This window comes from Nosocomiicoccus massiliensis, from assembly GCF_002871345.2.
Taxonomy (GTDB): Bacteria; Bacillota; Bacilli; order Staphylococcales; family Salinicoccaceae; genus Nosocomiicoccus; species Nosocomiicoccus ampullae_A.
In genome coordinates, this window is sequence record NZ_CP136964.1 from 1,001,631 (window position 1) to 1,018,231 (window position 16,601).

Here is a 16,601-nt window from a genome sequence, read left to right on the forward strand (position 1 = left end):
TTTAAATGGTTCATTTACATGCCTGTCATGCTCTTATTAATATAATTATATACAGCCATTAGTATTTTGATATTAGCGTATCTTAATTATACTTTTTATCTAACAAAAACTGATGAAAAACCCGAGATTCTGTTAATTATTTCGATATATTTAACAGATTTGACTATTTTTTGTTAATAAAATCGGGCCGGGAGTGGTTTTTCATCTTTAAATGGTAAAAACACAACCTCTACCAAATATAATTAACAAAAATATCGCGATTTTGTTCATTATCCGAAATTTTTTAACATAATTCGGCTGCTTTCCCCGGTTTTTGTTAAATATATTTTTTTATTTAACAAAAATGGATGAAAAACCGGAGATTCTGTTAATTATCCGAATATATCTATCAGATTCAGCAAATTTTTGTTAAATAAAAAGATGAAAAGCCCGATCACTAGTGACGAGCTTTTCATCTCCATTAAAAAAGTTGCTTACATCTTCACTTTTAAAATTTGGACGATTACCATGATCCATGACGCGATAAACATCACGCCTCCGATTGGTGTAATCGCGCCGAGGATACCGATACCTGTTGTCGATAAAACAAATAGCGATCCTGCAAATAATAGAATCCCAATGAACATCACGATTCCTGCTGCATTAAACATTGTAGTTCCTGTTACGCCGTTTAATACACCGAGTAAAATCAGACCGAGTGCATGGTACATTTGATATCTACACGCTGTCTCCCACACTTCTAGATAATGTTCGGATAACTTTCCTTCTAAACCGTGTGCGCCAAACGCACCTGCAGCGACACTGATGAGTGCATTCACTGCACCGAGTATAATTAACATTCTCATTTTCTAATCTCCTTAAAAATCAAAAATCGACGTTTTCGATTCGCCCGCAATATACGTGTTATCGAGCGTACATTTTTTTAACGGACGCGCTTCTTTTTTCACGTCTTTAGTAGGCTCATCGTCAACGGGTGGTTTATCTTTTAATAATTGTACCAACTTTTCAACTGTATATAAATGCTTTTCGTCGTTTGACGTTTCATATAAATCTAGTTCGTTTCTAATTGAGTTAATGACCTTTTTTCTCAAACTGTTCACTCCAATCTACTGGCGCTTTTCCTTGTTCGATTAAGTACGCGTTCGCCCTACTATACGGATTCGTCCCGAAAAATCCACCTCTATTTGCAGCGAGCGGACTCGGATGCACGCCGGTGATAACTTTATGTTTTGACGTATCGATTAACTTTATTTTCTTCTTTGCGGGATTTCCCCATAAAATAAACACGAGACCGTCACGTTCGTTACTTAGCGTTTCGATAATTGAGTCAGTGAAACACTCCCAGCCGATGCCGCGGTGTGAGTTAGCTTTATGTGCGTCGACAGTTAACACAGTGTTTAACAGTAGCACCCCTTCACGCGCCCAATCTGAAAGGTCACCGTCTGTACGTTTTATACCAAGATCATTTTCAAGTTCTTTGTACATATTTCGTAGACTCGGCGGCACCGTCACGCCAGGTCGCACACTAAAGGCGAGTCCATATGCTTGGTTCTCACCGTGGTACGGATCTTGCCCAAGTATGACGACTTTCACGTCTTGAAACGGCGTTAACTGAAACGCACGATATATTTCATCTCGTTTAGGATAAACAACACCGTCACGATATTTTTCTTCGAGCACTGTTTTAAGCTCTGTAAAATCACATTTTTGTTTAATTAATTTAAAACACTCTGACCAATTCATAACAGGCCTCCTACATTCACAGTATACCACTTAAGTTAAGCATCATTGTAGATAAAGAGCACTTTATATAGTAAAATATAGTCATTATTGCCTAGGATAGGAGAATGAGTATTATGACGCAGAAAAAAGTACTTACAATTGCGGGAACAGACGTCTCAGGAGGCGCTGGTTACGCAGCTGATGTAAAGACATTTGAAGATCATGATTTATACGGTTTTTGTGCACTCACAACGATCGTGTCAATGGATCCAAATACGTGGTCACACCGCGTACACCATGTTCCATTAGAAGTGTTAGATGAACAACTCGAAACAGCACTTTCGCTAAGCCCAAATACAGTTAAAACAGGAATGCTCCCAAATGAGGACGTCATTTCACGCGCAAGCGAAGCAATCAAAAAAAGTGACGCGGAGTTTTTCATCTTTGACCCAGTGATGGTATGTAAAGGTGACGACACAGTATTAAACCCAGGTGTTGTTGACAGCATGCAGAAAGAATTACTACCGATTTCAACAATTGTTACACCGAACTTAGTTGAAGCGGGTAACTTAGCTGGCATGAAAACACCTAAAACAGTTGAAGAAGTAAAAGAAGCGGCTAAAAAGATTTACGAATACGGCCCTAAATACGTCGTCATTAAAGGTGGTACAGACCTTCAAGTCGATGAAGCACTGGACATCTTCTACGACGGTGAAAGCTTCTACGGATTATATGCAGATAAATTAGAAAAAGCATATAACCACGGTGCAGGATGTACATTCGCTGCAGCAGTTGCATCGAACTTTACGAATGGATTAGAACCACTTGAAGCGGTTAAAGCAGCAAAAGCATTCGTCGCATCGGCAATTAAGCACGGTTCACAAATGAACGAACACGTTGGAGTTGTCAGACACAACGCATACAATAAAGTTGGTACAGTAGACGTACAAGTGAAACCACTATAACGGTAAGAGAGATTTTTATCTCTCTTATTATATTATGGAGGATTATAATGGGATTAAAACGAATAGATGAAGCTGAAGTACAACGCCTACTCGACGCACATAAAAACGAACCTGTTTACTTATACGCTGAAGTAACGAGTGGCGTGTATGCAAGCCATAACGATGATACGAAATTTAATGCGGGCACGTTTGTCCGAAACGTCCAAATCACGTACACTGAGGGGACGCTTAAAGGTGGCGGTAATTTTGAATACCGCGTTGGCCTTAAACTCGACAATGACGGATGGGTATACGTGACTGGTCTGTCTCATTACACTGTTGAGGACGGGGTCTTTATCCTACATGGTATTGACCACGACGGAAAACTTGCTGCTGCATTAGAAATTAGTCGAGAGAAACTGAAAAAATAAGATTGAACGAGGGATATTATGTCACTTGAAAAAGAAAATCATGTACTAATTATTTACCCTCACCCAGACGACGAAGCGTTTGGTGTTGCAGGAACGATAATGACGTACCGAGATATGGGCGTGCCGGTGACGTATGCGTGCTTAACGTATGGTGATATGGGGCGCAACATCGGTAACCCACCAGTGACGCGTGAAACACTGTCTAAATTACGTAAACAAGAACAACTAGAAGCGGCACGACTCATGGATTTAGACGTGAGATTTTTAGATTATAGAGATAAGACACTCGAGTTTGAAAATCAAGAATTACTTGAAAATGATATACGAAAAGTAATTGAAGACACAGAGCCAACGCGTTTAATTACATTTTACCCGGGATACAGCGTACACCCGGATCACGAAGCGACTGCTGAAGCAGTATTGAACGTCGTCGCTGAAATGGAAGAAAGTAAGCGCCCAACGCTAACGCTCGTCGCATTTGATAAGCGTACGTTTGCTGATTTAGGCGAACCAACACTTCAAACGGATATTAAAAAGTATGCTGAACGTAAAAAAGAAGTACTCGCTGCACATAAATCTCAAACAGAAAAGCTGTTAATCGAGCTATGTAAAGATACTCAATTTAGTAAAGAGGCACGCGAGCGTTGGTTTGAGAAAGAAAACTTCTATTATTACGATATTAATGATTGGAAAAATAAGGAGTAGCTAAGCATGACGAATATAGATCTTTCAAATCGCGAAGCGCGATATAAACACTTTGGTTCGGTCGATCCAATTAAAGGGACAAAGCCAAAAACGAAAGAAGAAATGGCCGACTTACAGAATACGAAAAAAGACTTTCTCTTTGACGTACAATCTGTCGGTATCAATAACCTGACGTACCCTGTTCGAGTTGGAAATTATCAATCTGTTGGGAATTTCGAACTCGCAACGAGCTTACGACGAGACGAAAAAGGAATCAACATGAGCCGAATTTTAGAGTCGTTACAAACTCAAAATGACGGCGGAATTCTACTTGAATTTGATACGCTAGAAAAAGTACTCGCAGTACTAAAAGAACGTATGAACCAAGAATCATCTGAACTCACTGTCGAGTCCACATGGTTCTTTAACAAACCGTCACCTGGCACTGAACTTGATGCGGTAGCACACGCGGACGTACGTTATCATATGGAATATACGGATGACGCTGTGACAAAAACACAGTTCGGTATGACAGCAAGCGTCACGACGCTATGCCCATGTTCAAAAGAAATCAGTGAGTATAGCGCGCACAACCAGCGCGGGTTTATAACTGTGCTTCTAGATATCGATAAAAACGAAGAAGTACCTGCTGATTACAAAGAAATCGTCTACCGAGCGTTAGAAATTAACGCATCGAGTCAGCTGTACCCGATTTTAAAAAGAACAGATGAAAAAATGGTCACAGAACGCGCGTATGAAAATCCACGTTTCGTTGAAGACCTCATTCGCCTCGTCGCATACGATATTCATGATTTACCATGGGTTAAGGCATTTGAAATCGAGTGCCGCAACGAAGAAAGCATCCACCAACACGATGCATTCAGCCGTATGAGATTTGAGAAATAATAAATGTGAGCTAGACCTAGGCGGGTCTAGCTTTTTTGTTTGGAGTTGTTCGTGATATGTGTGTATGATGGGATTTATTTAACAACAAATAGTCAATTCTGTTAGATATATTGATTTAATTAACAGATTCGCGAGTTCTTCATCAATTTTTGTTAGATAAAAAATTATATTTAACAAAAATCGCGGTCGGCGATTAAAATTTGTTAATTATATCCGGATAATTAAGTTACGTCCATATAATTGTGTAAAATAGAAAAAAAGAGCCATCGTATTCTCTGTTATAATTCAGTTACCAACAAAAATTAACAGGGAGAGAATACAAATGACTCAACTTAATTTTACAGTAGATATGAAAAAAATTCTAGAGGATATCTCTGGAAGTAACCTTAATGAAATGACTAAGGGTCTTCTAACTTTAGTGTTAAATCAAGTGATGCAAGAAGAACGAGATGAATACATGGGTATTGGCTCATATGAAAGAAACAGTAGTCGAAAAGACTATCGTAATGGCAGTTATCGCCGAGGGTTCACAACGTTAGTTGGAAAAATTGAACTCGAAGTCCCACGAACACGTTCCGGAGAGTTTTCACCACAGGTATTTGAGAAGTGGCAAAGAAAGGACCAGGCGCTCGTGCTTTCTTTGATTGAAATGGTAGTCAGCGGTGTGTCTACGCGTAAAGTCACTAAAATTGTGGAAGAACTAGTCGGAGAAAGTGTCTCGAAATCATTCGTATCTAACGTGATGAAACGATTAGATCCAGAAATCCAAGACTTCGCGGAGCGTTCATTAACACACAATATATTTAAATATGTATCAGTAGATGCGATGTATATTAAAGTACGTGAGAATCATAGAATCGTCTCTAAAGCTGTGTATATTGCGCTCGGTATTGGTGTAGATGGTCATCGTGAAGTACTTGGGTTTAAAGTGGATGATGCTGAGAGTAAGAATCACTGGGGCACTTTTTACGTGACTTAAAAAATCGTGGGTTAACACAACCAGAACTCATTACTTCAGATTCACATCAAGGTTTAAAGCAGGCGATTCAAGAAGAGTTCCCGGGCACACCTTGGCAAAGATGTACAGTCCATTTCTTAAGAAACATTACGAATGTAATGCCTAAAAAAGGTTCAACTGCTGCGCGTCAATTATTGAGAGAGATTTTTCATACGACAACACCCCAACATGCACGAGAAGCAAAAGAGAAGTTTTTAGACTTTGTATCAGAGGATCCAAGATTTAATCACGCGGTAGAAATTTTAGAAAGTGGATTTGACGATGCGATTCAATGTTTAATGTGTCCAGCGGCTAGACAAAAGTTTTTAAAAAGTACAAACGCACTCGAACGACTAAATAGTGAGTTAAGACGTCGTGAGCGCGTTGTTAGAGTATTTCCAAATGTCGAGTCTGCATTTCGTTTAATTGGCGCACTTCTTCTTGATGCGAATGAAGCCTATAAAGAAACAAATAGAAAAGTGAGCGCGTTCGTGGAAGCTAAAGAATAACAGAGAGATTTTTTATTTTACACAATATTTAAGACTTGACCTATAATTAACACAATCACGATATTTTTGTTAGATAAATTTTGGAAAGGTTGTGCTTTTACTCTTAAAAAATGAAAAGATACTCTGAGCATGATCTTATTTACAAAAATTAGTTGAATCTGTTAGATATATCGATTTAATTAACAGATTCGCGGGTTTTTCATCAGTTTTTGTTAGATAAAAAAATATATTTAACAAAAATCGCGCCAGGCGACCAGAATTTGTTAAATATATCCGGATAATTAACAAAATCACGATATTTTTGTTAGATAAATCCAGACGAAACAGTATTATTACACTTTATATCCATCTCTCTACTATTTAAAAGAATAAAAACCTGCTCTCTACTTTGTTTGACCAGCTCCTCGCCTTTTTTCGCTCACTTCGTTATAGTTAAGACATATAAACCGTTAAGGAGACGCTATTTTATGAACAAAACTCGAATTTTCTACGCACTGCGCGTCATGTTGATCGCGTTTTTAGTGTTTAATACGATTAATAACCTTGTCGAATCTACGTCTGGTAGTATTTCGAGTATTTTAATGTACTCGATTATGTGTGCAGTACTCGTCGTTGCTGTTTCTTTATTACTTCTCGGAAAACCAGACGAATTCAAATAAAAAACGCCTTTAAGTGTGGGCTTGAAATATCATCATTTCAAGCCCGCGTTTCACTTAAGGCGTTTTCGTTTTTTATTCGCTCTCAACTCTTTAAAAAAGTCTGTGAGCATCTGTCCACATTCATCTGCTAAAACACCAGCAACTACTTCTGCTTGGTGATTGAACCGCTTCTCATTCAGTAAATGCATTAAACTGTCGACTGTGCCGCCTTTTTTGTCAGACGCTCCGTAAACGACAGTTGGGATACGGCTCATTATAATCACCCCGCTGCACATAACGCACGGCTCGAGTGTCACATAAAGTGTACACTCTTCGAGCCTGAATGTGCCGAGCGCTTCACATGCGGATTCTATCGCAAGAAGTTCCGCGTGGGCTGTCGGTTGCTGTGATGTTTCACGTAAGTTATGTGCGCGAGCGATGATTTCGTCATCTTTTACGATGACTGCTCCGATTGGTACTTCACCAATCTCCGCTGCTTTTTTAGCTTCTATAATTGCTTGTTGCATATATTTTTCGTGACTCATTAGACGATAAACTTCCCACCGTTAAATAATTCATGAACACCGTCAACAATATGGTGAGCGTCACTTAAAAACTCTCGAGTCGACGTGCCACTTAACACACCGATTGTCGTGACACCATCATCTTTTCCAAGTTGCGTATCCGTATAATTATCTCCGACAACTGCGATTTCATCATACGTATAACCCGCTTCAATGATCGTATCCAAAACTTCAACGTCTGGCTTAGAATAGATTGAATCATCTCCAGCAATCACAAAATCGACGAGTTCGTTTAAATTAAATTTCTTTAAAAATGCTTCTGTACTTAGTCTCGAGTCAGACGTCACAATCGCATTTTTATAGCCGAGTCGCTGTCCTTCTCTTAACGCTTCAACAGCACCAGGAAGTAGCTCCATGTTATTTAAGTATTTATGAACGTGTTTTAAATAATACTCTTCTGCCCAATCGCCACCACCATATGCGCGTCTATCATATGCATTTTGAATGTCTCGCCCTGTTCCAGAAGCAAGCATCGAGTTCGGCTGAATTTTTTCATCAACAAACCCGACCTCACGTCTAAACGCCTCGTCATATCCAAGGTCAAAATGTGCTTCAAACGCGTCTAAACTCGCCTTCGCGAACGGCGTCCATATTTTTTCGTAATTTAATAATGTGCCGTCTTTGTCATAAGCGATCACTTTTACCAAAAAATCACCTACTGCTCTGTCACTTTTACTTTGATGTTTTTAAGCATCACTTCTGTCATTTTATCTAAATCATATTTCGGATTAAAATCCCACTGCTCTTTTGCTTCACTACAATCGAGTGAGTTTGGCCATGACTCTGCAATCCCTTGGCGCACAGGGTCAACATCATAATTCAGTTTAAAATCTGGAATGTGTTTACGAATCGACTCTGCAACCATTTCAGGTTCAATACTCATCGCTGAAACGTTAAACGCGTTACGCGTTTTTAATTTTTCTGGATCTGCATGTAATAAGTCGATAATCGCATCGATTGCATCATCCATAAACATCATATCCATGTAAGTCCCTTTGTCGATAAAGGACGTGTACTCGCCCTTACGAATCGCATCGAAATAAATTTCGACCGCGTAGTCTGTCGTTCCGCCACCCGGCTCTTGCATAAAGCTAATTAAACCAGGGAAACGTACAGAACGTGTATCGAGCCCGAACTTCGTGTAGTAATAATCTAAAAGAAGTTCTCCTGCCACTTTGTTCACACCGTACATCGTCGTCGGACGCATCAGTGTGTGCTGTGGTGTATTATCTTTAGGCGTGCTCGGACCAAAACTTCCTATCGAGCTTGGTGTAAAGTACTGCGTACCATAAATACGAGCCGCTTCAATCGTGTTAAATAAGCCGCCCATATTAATATGCCAAGCGAGCTCTGGATTTTCTTCAGCAGTCGCACTGAGTAACGCCGCTAAATGGAGAATCGAATCCGGCTGGAACGCTTCAACGACCTCCATAACGCGTTCTTTATCTGTCACATCTAAAATCTCAAACGATTTGCCGACCATCGGTCCACGTTCTGGCATACGAATATCCGTTGGTAACACATTTTCTTCGCCGTACATTTCTCTTAAACGTACGACGAGTTCGGTCCCAATTTGTCCTAAAGCTCCAGTCACTAAAAACTTTTCCACGATGAAAATCCTCCTTAAATGATGCCGAGTTCTTTACCGACTTCTGTGTAAATTTCGATTGCTTGATCGAGCATTTCTTTAGTGTGTGCTGCTGTTGGCATGTTTCTCACACGCCCTGTACCTCTTGGTACTGTTGGGAATACAATCGATTTCGCGTATACGCCTTTTTCTTGTAGGCGACGTGAAAACTCTTGTGCTTTCTTTTCTTCACCAATAATAACTGGAGTAATCGGTGTTTCAGAGTTTCCGATGTCAAATCCAGCATCTTTTAAGCCTTGTTTTAAGTAGTTTCCATTTTCCCAAAGTTTGTCATGAAGTTCAGTTGATGCCATTAATTTTTCAACAGCTTTTGTAATTGCTGCAGTATCTGCTGGTGTTAGCGCTGTTGAGAATAAGAACGGGCGTGCTGCAACTTTTAAGTAGTCGACTAAATCTTTAGAACCCGCAACGTATCCTCCTACGACACCAATCGCTTTAGATAAAGTACCCATTTGTAAGTCGACTTCTTTTTCTAAGCCGAAGTGTTTTACTGTTCCGGCACCTTTACCCATAACACCTGACCCGTGCGCATCGTCGACGTACGTAATAAGATCGAATTCCTTTGCGACTTTAATCATTTCAGGTAAGTTTACGACGTCTCCGTCCATTGAAAATACACCGTCTGTAATATACATTACTTTATTGTATTCGCCTGATTCTGTCGCTTCTTTTGCTTTTTTACGTAAATCTTCTGGATCGTTATGATTTACACGAATAATTTTCGCACCAGATAAACGACATCCATCGATAATACTCGCGTGGTTTAATTCGTCAGAAAGAATAGCGTCTCCTTTTTTCATAATTGCAGGAATTGCACCTTGGTTTGCGTTAAAACCTGACGTTAACGCAATAACCGCTTCTGTACCTTTAAACTTCGCAAGTTTTTCTTCTAAATCTCTATGAAGATCCATCGTACCGTTAATCGTACGTACAGCTCCTGCACCGACACCGTGTGAGTCGATTGCTTCTTTTGCAACTGCTTTCATTTCTTCATCTGTTGCAAGACCGAGATAGTTATTTGACGATAAGTTAATTAATTCTTTTCCATCGATATTGATAATTGGACCGTTCGCACCTTCTACAACGTCGATTTCGTTGTATAGACCGTTATCCTTTAATTCAGTTAAATTCTGATTTAAATACTCTTGTAAAGTCTTTGACATAATTTAAACGTCCTCCTTAAAGTTCTTAACTTATATTTTAACAGAATACAAAGTTACTTAAAATCAAATGATATTTATAATGTATTTGAAATTTTCGGACTATTTTAACCCACTCTCCAATTGATTCTGTTAAACTATTAATATTAAAGATAGGAGTGATGTTACGATGACGATTGAAAAACTCGTTTCTAACTATGAAAGTGACATGGTCGAGACTAGACGCTATCTCCACCAACATCCCGAACTTTCATTTCAAGAAGAAAAAACATATCAATTTATATTAGATCGTTTAAAGTCGTATGATGGCATTGAAATTAAAGAGCGTGTCGGTGAAAACGACGACAACGACGGTAAAGGTATCTTTGCAAGTTTTGGTAGCGGGCGTCCGCACATTGCGTTTCGTGCCGATTTTGACGCGTTACCAATACAAGATAAAAAAGACGTGCCGTACAAATCTACTGTGGACGGAGTGATGCATGCGTGTGGACATGACGCGCATACGACGACACTTCTCACACTCGTCGACGCTGTCTCAAAATTTAAAGATAAATTAAATGGTAAGGTGAGTTTCATCTTCCAATACGGTGAAGAAGAACCACCAGGTGGCGCTGAAGCGATGATTAAAGATCGTATTTTAGATGACGTCGATTTTGTCTACGGCCAACATTACTGGAGTCAGTTCGATACACATGAAATTCACTCTACGAGTGGTGCATTAATTGCGAGCCCTGATAAATTTAGAATTACGATTCAAGGCCGTGGTGGGCATGCAGCGTATCCACAAAGAAACATCGACGCGATTTTAATTGCGAGCGAGTTAATAGTGAATTTACAGTCGGTCGTATCCCGTCAAATTTCACTGATTGACCGTGCGGTTGTAACGTTTGGTCATATTAAAGCTGGGGACACATTCAACGTCATGCCAGACCGCGTCGTATTAGAAGGAACAGTACGCACGTTTGACCACGACGTCAGAGAAGAAATCGTAAAAATTTTCGAGCGTGAAATTGAGGCTGCAACTAAAAAACGTGGTGCTGAAGCTGATTTCTTTTACCATAGAGGATTCCCACCAGTAATCAACCACGAAAGAGAAGTTGGTATCGTAGAGGAAGCAGCAAAATCACTCGGCTTAAATTACACAGACACAAAACCTTTAATGATTGGTGAAGACTTCTCGTTTTACATTCAAGATACTCCGGGTGCGTTCTTCTTAACAGGTTCAGGTAATGAAAGTAAAAATTCAACGTACGCGCACCATCATGAAATGTTTGACTTAGATGAAGACGCGATGTTGTCCGCTTTAAAAATGTTTATGAAAATTATTGAGCTAGAAAATATCATTACATGGGACGAGTAAGGAGGAAATTCTATGAACATTCGTGAAGCGATACTCGAACATTTTGAAGACGCTGTGAAAAGACGTAGACATTTACATATGTACCCAGAGCCTTCATTTCAAGAGTTTAAAACGAAACAATATATTTATGATGAATTAAAAAATTTACCTTTAGAAATTAAAAGAGACGTCGGTGGAAATGGTGTCGTCGCGCGTTTAATCGTCGATGAGTCATACGATACACTTGCATTTCGTGCAGACTTTGACGCGCTTTTAATCCAAGAAGAAAACGACGTGCCGTATAAATCTAAAAACGACGGTGTGATGCACGCTTGTGGGCACGACGCGCATACAGCTGCACTGATTACATTTGCGCATATTTTATCAGAACATAAAGATGAACTACCGGTAAACGTGGTCTTTATCTTCCAACACGCTGAGGAACTCGTTCCAGGTGGTGCGAAATCAATGATCGAAGACGGCTGTTTAGATGGTGTCGATTACTTCTTCGGCACGCACGTTGCGTCTTTAAAGCCTGTCCATGAATTTGGCTGGAACTACGAATCAATGTACGCAAATGCCGATACATTCACGATTACAGCGACAGGTAAAGGTGGCCATGGTGCTGCACCTCATACGACGCACGATCCAGTCGTTGCGTCTGCGTATTTAATCGAGCAGTTACAGTCTATTGTGTCGAGAAATGTCGATCCGTTAGAATCTGCAGTCCTTTCAGTCACTGCATTTAACGCTGGAAAAGCATTTAACGTAATTCCACAATACGTCGAGATAAAAGGAACTGTCCGCACATATGAAAGTGACGTCCGAGAACTCGTACTATCACGCATTGAAGAAATCGCTAAAGGCGTAGGACTCGCACAAAACGTCGACTTCGACGTTGAAATTCACCGCGGTTACCCTGCGCTTAAAAACGACGTCAAAATGACAGATTACGTGCGCGGTCTAGCTGAAAAAGACGTCGACTTCGTCGAGAGCGTCGTGAAACTTCCTCCATCGATGGGCGGAGAAGACGCAGCGTACTATTTACAAAAAGTACCAGGTTGCTATTTCTCAACAGGTGTAGGAAACGTCGACAAAGGAATCATACATCCGCACCACCATCCAAAATTCGATATTGACGAAGACGGCATGAAATCCGCACTCGAGCTCTTCTTAAAAATCGTCATGAACTTTGGCGAGTTCGAGAAGTAAATATTAGGTAGTCCCCTCTTTGGTTAGAGGGGACTTTTTTGTGTGAATATAGATGAGTTTCCCAGTAGTTGAGCGTCTCAGTAGGCTTTTGTTCTTTTGGTGGGGTGTGTTTGCTAATTATTTACAAAAAAACTTCGAATATGTGAGATATATTAGGATAATTAACAAAATTATAGAATTTCGCTTCGTTTTTGTTAGATAAAAAATTATATTTAACAAAAAGTTTACCTCACACCCGAGATTTGTTAAATATATCCGGATATCTAACAGAATCCGGATATTTTTGTTAATTATAATTTCACGAAAGTGTATTTTTATCATTATAAAGGATAAAAGACTTTCTGAGCAGCCCTTATTTACAAAAATTCTGCTAATCTGTTAAATATCTCAGGTTAATTAACAAAAACTCAGGATTTCACTTTGTTTTTGTTAGATAAATAATTATATTTAACAAAAAGTCTGCCCCAGCGCCAAAATTTGTTAAATATATCCGGATAACTAACAGAATCAAGGTTTTTTTATTAATTATAATTTTAAGAAAGTGTATTATCTCCCTTTAACGTATAATGTCGTCCTTTCTTGTCTCCATGACTGTGACAGATCACATTTAATAGTCGTCGCAGCTTGCTCGGTGTATACGCGTGCCCAATCCATTCACTTAAACGACTCAATGTAATTGCATCATTTGGAAATAACGTCTTCATCTCGGTAATACTTCTTCTAATTGCGTTCTCGATTTTTTCATCAGCACCACACGATTGGCATTTCAAACTATTATACGTCTCGACCTCAAGCCATCCCGAACAACTTTGACACGTTAGACCTTTTCTCGCCTGACTAAAATCTAATTTCAATTCAAGATTATATCGAGACTCCTTCAGTCGAGCAGACTCTAATTTCTTCAACGTATAGCTATGATTCTTATCGTATGCCTCTTCATTTAGTGATTCTAAAAATCGATTCAGTTGACTCGCCATCACAATCGGCTTATCACGCGTTAACTGATAAAGCGAACATTGATCATTTACAAACACCACATAGTATCGAACATCTAAATTTAAATTTAGCCGTTTCAACTGATTTTTTAACATAATCTCTGCACGTTCTGTTTGAGACAATGGATTTTTAATTTTACGCAAAGGATTTAAACGATAAAAACCATCATCTCGCAATTCAAAATCACCATAGAAGTTTTTAATCTCAATGATAATGCATGTATTATTCAACACGATTAAAAAATCAATCTGGCATTCACTTCCGCCACTTTCAAAACGATAATCAGTGATCACCGCGATATTATCATTTAACTTATTGTCCATTAAACTTTTAAAATAAAATTCTCCAACCTTGCCTTTTCTCTCTAACTCGAGTTCAAGCTGTTGCTCTCGGTCCAAATCATATCTTCTTTCCAAAAACTCTAATTCACTTATTGTCATTTTTATCCCTCCTAAACACATATGCTAGGAAAGTGCGATTTATCTTTTAAAACTTTCAGTGAACACGCGATTTCCTAGAAAATAAACGCTTCAGAGGGTTTTTATTCTTTTAAATTACAAAAATTCTGCTGATTTGTTAAATATATCCGGATATCTAACAAAACTAGGATATTTTTGTTAGATAAAATCCCACGAAAGAGTTTTTTTATCCTTTAGAAGATAAAACACTCCAAGACACCTACCAATGCATCCGTATATAGAAAAATCTAACCCACGTCTTACGAGGGTTAGATTCCATTCATCTCTATGCTTTTTTATATTTCGTATAAATCGATATTACTAAAAGTCCGAGTCCTATAATCGCGAAACTCGCAAACATCCATACTGTACCACCGCTTCCAAGCGATCCACCTGTATATAGTATTTCTTTTAATGTTGTTGCATATTTTACAAATGGGTTCCATGGTACAACGTAATTTTGATAGAACGTTGGTAACATTTGTTTTGGTAGCATAACTGCTTGCATCGTAAAGAATAAGAATAACATGAAGATAGGAATAGTCGCGAATTCAATCCATGCGAGGAATCCAACAATCAATGATGTGAATCCTAGTATTGCAATAGATATATATGTCGCAGTTAATAGAGTGTTATTAAAATTGAATCCCATCACCCAGTCCATGTAGTAAACATAAGTAAATCCAGCAACTATACTAGTAATTACAATCATCGTCGGTAATGCTATCGCTAGTTTATGTCGGTTTTCACCTTCTAGATTATCCTTGTTATTTCTAATAATCAGATAAGATAATACTGAAATTATCATAGAAGTTAGCCAAATTGGAACAAACATGACTCTATGCGCATTTCCGTTAGCTTGATGGTCTTTCACTTCGTTCATTATCTTTTGTTCTACTTTAACTCGATGTGTTAACTGTTCAACTTCTGCTGCTGATACATTTACATCATTCTCTGATAATATCGATAAACTTTGATTACTAATTTGATTATTCATTGTATCCGTAATTTTATTTAGAATTTGAGTCGCTATTTGTGATAATTGTGCATCAGCACCTTGGTTAATAACAATCTCTACGTTCGCTTCTTCAGGTTTAATTTCTTCCATCTCAGACGGATCTGGTTGATTTTTCATCATCTTTGCAATTTCTGCTTCACTTAATTTTCCAGATTCAATTAACTGTTTCATTTCTGCTTGTTTATGATTGATTAAAATACTTTGAGCAGAACTCATCGCTTTTTTAGTAAAATCTTTCTCGATGACTAATGCACCGATAAAATCTTTGTTTTCTAGGCCCTCTTTTAGTTCTTCATCGTTCTTTATTTCGTGCCACTCTATTTCATCGCCATCATTCGACTTCACCTTCTTCACGAATTCTTCACCGATGTTTACCACTTCACCTTGCTGCTCGATTCCTTCATCTTGTGTAAAAATTGCGAGAGGAATATTTTTCGGCTGTGGATTGTATGCCGGATAAAAAGCTGTCGCTAAAATCACTAATAAAAGCACAGCAACGACTGGTATCATGCCTAACTTAATCTTTTTCACTGTATATAACCTCCTGAAATTTGTTATAATAATTATATGAATGAACACTGTGTTGTATATTAATTATATGAAGGATAGATTAATGACACAATAACCATTCTTTTAAAAATGTCGTATAGTGAACAGTATTTAAAAAATGTTCAGTGAGGAGTTTTTTTAATGGAAAATAAAGAAAGAGATTTAAGAGTTGAACGTACAAAAGAATCTATTAAAAATTCTTTTTTAGAACTCATGAAGGAAAAAGAATTTGAGAAAATTACAGTTAAAGATATTACGACGCGTGCTAGGATAAACCGCGGCACTTTCTATATCCACTATCTAGATAAATATGATTTAATGAAACAAATGCAAGAAAAAGTTATCGAAGAAATGACACAAGCTGAGAGAAATAACATTCTAGATATTGCGAATAAAAAAGATACTATGACCCATCCTATAAATGGTGTGATCGCTGTTTTTAAATATGTTGAAACAAACGAAAAAATTTTTTCAGCAATGCTCGGACAACAAGGTGATTTATCATTTCAATCTACAATAAAAGATTTTATGTGGAAAAAGTTTTTTAACGAACAAAGTGATCTATTATTTGATGAAAATGAGTCACTCGTACCAAAAAACATTTTAATAGCTTACATTTCATCAGCACACTTAGGTGTAATTCAGCAGTGGTTAAATAGTGGTATGAAGAAAAGCCCAGAAAAGATGGCTAAAATCCTTTTCAAAATCTCAATAGAAGGACCATTCGCAGCAGCAGGTCTAAAAAAAGAGTTATTTGAAGAGCTTTTGAAAGATGAATAGTGGTTTCTATTTACACAAAACTCGCT

At 38.3% G+C, this 16,601-nt stretch carries 17 protein-coding genes and 1 pseudogene; 9 read left to right on the forward strand and 9 right to left on the reverse strand.

Annotated features, from left to right (window positions below; genetic code table 11):
- Positions 1 to 473 precede the first annotated feature (473 nt).
- The 3 genes from CJ229_RS05265 to CJ229_RS05275 are packed head-to-tail and all read right to left on the reverse strand — an operon-like array spanning position 474 to position 1,743.
- Positions 474 to 845 (reverse strand): DUF423 domain-containing protein, encoded by a 372-nt coding sequence (locus CJ229_RS05265; RefSeq protein WP_070457901.1) that lies wholly within the window; start codon positions 843 to 845, stop codon positions 474 to 476.
- Positions 846 to 857: 12 nt separating this feature from the next.
- A complete protein-coding gene (locus CJ229_RS05270; protein WP_102167176.1) occupies positions 858 to 1,091 on the reverse strand; it encodes a hypothetical protein in 234 nt (77 codons plus the stop codon).
- Positions 1,072 to 1,743: a uracil-DNA glycosylase gene (locus CJ229_RS05275; RefSeq protein ID WP_102167175.1), complete on the reverse strand. Its 672-nt coding sequence runs from the start codon at positions 1,741 to 1,743 to the stop codon at positions 1,072 to 1,074. The genes CJ229_RS05270 and CJ229_RS05275 overlap by 20 nt, the downstream gene beginning before the upstream one ends.
- A gap of 113 nt (positions 1,744 to 1,856) precedes the next feature.
- Here CJ229_RS05275 and thiD point away from each other — a divergent pair, with 113 nt between their 5' ends.
- The 6 genes and pseudogenes from thiD (at position 1,857) to CJ229_RS05305 (ending at position 6,852) form a co-directional block, all read left to right on the forward strand.
- The gene (gene thiD, locus CJ229_RS05280; RefSeq protein WP_070622693.1) at positions 1,857 to 2,687 is read left to right on the forward strand and encodes a bifunctional hydroxymethylpyrimidine kinase/phosphomethylpyrimidine kinase; all 831 of its coding nucleotides are present in this window, start codon (positions 1,857 to 1,859) and stop codon (positions 2,685 to 2,687) included.
- Between the two features lie 47 nt (positions 2,688 to 2,734).
- Positions 2,735 to 3,097, forward strand: coding sequence for a DUF1806 family protein (locus CJ229_RS05285; protein WP_102167174.1), 363 nt, complete (start codon positions 2,735 to 2,737; stop codon positions 3,095 to 3,097).
- 18 nt (positions 3,098 to 3,115) lie between these two features.
- The gene (gene bshB2 / locus CJ229_RS05290; protein ID WP_070622692.1) at positions 3,116 to 3,802 is read left to right on the forward strand and encodes a bacillithiol biosynthesis deacetylase BshB2; all 687 of its coding nucleotides are present in this window, start codon (positions 3,116 to 3,118) and stop codon (positions 3,800 to 3,802) included.
- 6 nt (positions 3,803 to 3,808) lie between these two features.
- A complete protein-coding gene (folE2, locus tag CJ229_RS05295) occupies positions 3,809 to 4,687 on the forward strand; it encodes a GTP cyclohydrolase FolE2 (protein ID WP_102167173.1) in 879 nt (292 codons plus the stop codon).
- Positions 4,688 to 5,009: 322 nt separating this feature from the next.
- Positions 5,010 to 6,193: pseudogene (locus tag CJ229_RS05300) on the forward strand (IS256 family transposase).
- 467 nt (positions 6,194 to 6,660) lie between these two features.
- Positions 6,661 to 6,852: a hypothetical protein gene (locus CJ229_RS05305; RefSeq protein WP_070710189.1), complete on the forward strand. Its 192-nt coding sequence runs from the start codon at positions 6,661 to 6,663 to the stop codon at positions 6,850 to 6,852.
- A 50-nt stretch (positions 6,853 to 6,902) separates the two neighbouring features.
- Here CJ229_RS05305 and tadA read toward each other — a convergent pair whose 3' ends face one another.
- Genes tadA through CJ229_RS05325 form a run of 4 tightly spaced genes read right to left on the reverse strand, consistent with a single transcriptional unit; the run spans position 6,903 to position 10,226 of the window.
- Complete coding sequence (gene tadA / locus CJ229_RS05310; RefSeq protein WP_070457888.1) at positions 6,903 to 7,376, reverse strand: tRNA adenosine(34) deaminase TadA; 474 nt, start codon at positions 7,374 to 7,376, stop codon at positions 6,903 to 6,905.
- Positions 7,376 to 8,053, reverse strand: a complete 678-nt coding sequence (locus CJ229_RS05315; RefSeq protein WP_246827411.1) for an HAD family hydrolase — start codon at positions 8,051 to 8,053, stop codon at positions 7,376 to 7,378. Before CJ229_RS05315 ends, tadA begins: the two co-directional genes overlap by 1 nt.
- Positions 8,054 to 8,070: 17 nt before the next feature.
- Positions 8,071 to 9,024: an NAD-dependent epimerase/dehydratase family protein gene (locus tag CJ229_RS05320; RefSeq protein WP_102167604.1), complete on the reverse strand. Its 954-nt coding sequence runs from the start codon at positions 9,022 to 9,024 to the stop codon at positions 8,071 to 8,073.
- A gap of 14 nt (positions 9,025 to 9,038) precedes the next feature.
- Positions 9,039 to 10,226 (reverse strand): glycine C-acetyltransferase, encoded by a 1,188-nt coding sequence (locus tag CJ229_RS05325; protein ID WP_068129481.1) that lies wholly within the window; start codon positions 10,224 to 10,226, stop codon positions 9,039 to 9,041.
- A 166-nt stretch (positions 10,227 to 10,392) separates the two neighbouring features.
- On the opposite strand from CJ229_RS05325, the gene CJ229_RS05330 reads away from it, so the two are divergent.
- Positions 10,393 to 11,583 carry a M20 metallopeptidase family protein gene (locus CJ229_RS05330; protein WP_102167603.1) on the forward strand — a complete coding sequence of 397 codons (1,191 nt, stop codon included), beginning with the start codon at positions 10,393 to 10,395 and terminating at the stop codon, positions 11,581 to 11,583.
- Between the two features lie 12 nt (positions 11,584 to 11,595).
- Entirely contained in the window at positions 11,596 to 12,774 is a 1,179-nt protein-coding gene (locus tag CJ229_RS05335) for a M20 metallopeptidase family protein (protein ID WP_102167602.1), read from the forward strand.
- Between the two features lie 533 nt (positions 12,775 to 13,307).
- On the opposite strand, the gene CJ229_RS05340 is transcribed toward CJ229_RS05335, so the two are convergent.
- Both CJ229_RS05340 and CJ229_RS05345 read right to left on the reverse strand, forming a co-directional pair.
- On the reverse strand, positions 13,308 to 14,210 hold the full coding sequence (locus CJ229_RS05340; RefSeq protein ID WP_068129488.1) for a nuclease-related domain-containing protein: 903 nt from the start codon (positions 14,208 to 14,210) through the stop codon (positions 13,308 to 13,310).
- A gap of 304 nt (positions 14,211 to 14,514) precedes the next feature.
- The gene (locus CJ229_RS05345; protein WP_102167601.1) at positions 14,515 to 15,777 is read right to left on the reverse strand and encodes an ABC transporter permease; all 1,263 of its coding nucleotides are present in this window, start codon (positions 15,775 to 15,777) and stop codon (positions 14,515 to 14,517) included.
- Positions 15,778 to 15,936: 159 nt separating this feature from the next.
- On the opposite strand from CJ229_RS05345, the gene CJ229_RS05350 reads away from it, so the two are divergent.
- On the forward strand, positions 15,937 to 16,575 hold the full coding sequence (locus CJ229_RS05350) for a TetR/AcrR family transcriptional regulator (RefSeq protein WP_102167600.1): 639 nt from the start codon (positions 15,937 to 15,939) through the stop codon (positions 16,573 to 16,575).
- Positions 16,576 to 16,601: the final 26 nt, after the last annotated feature.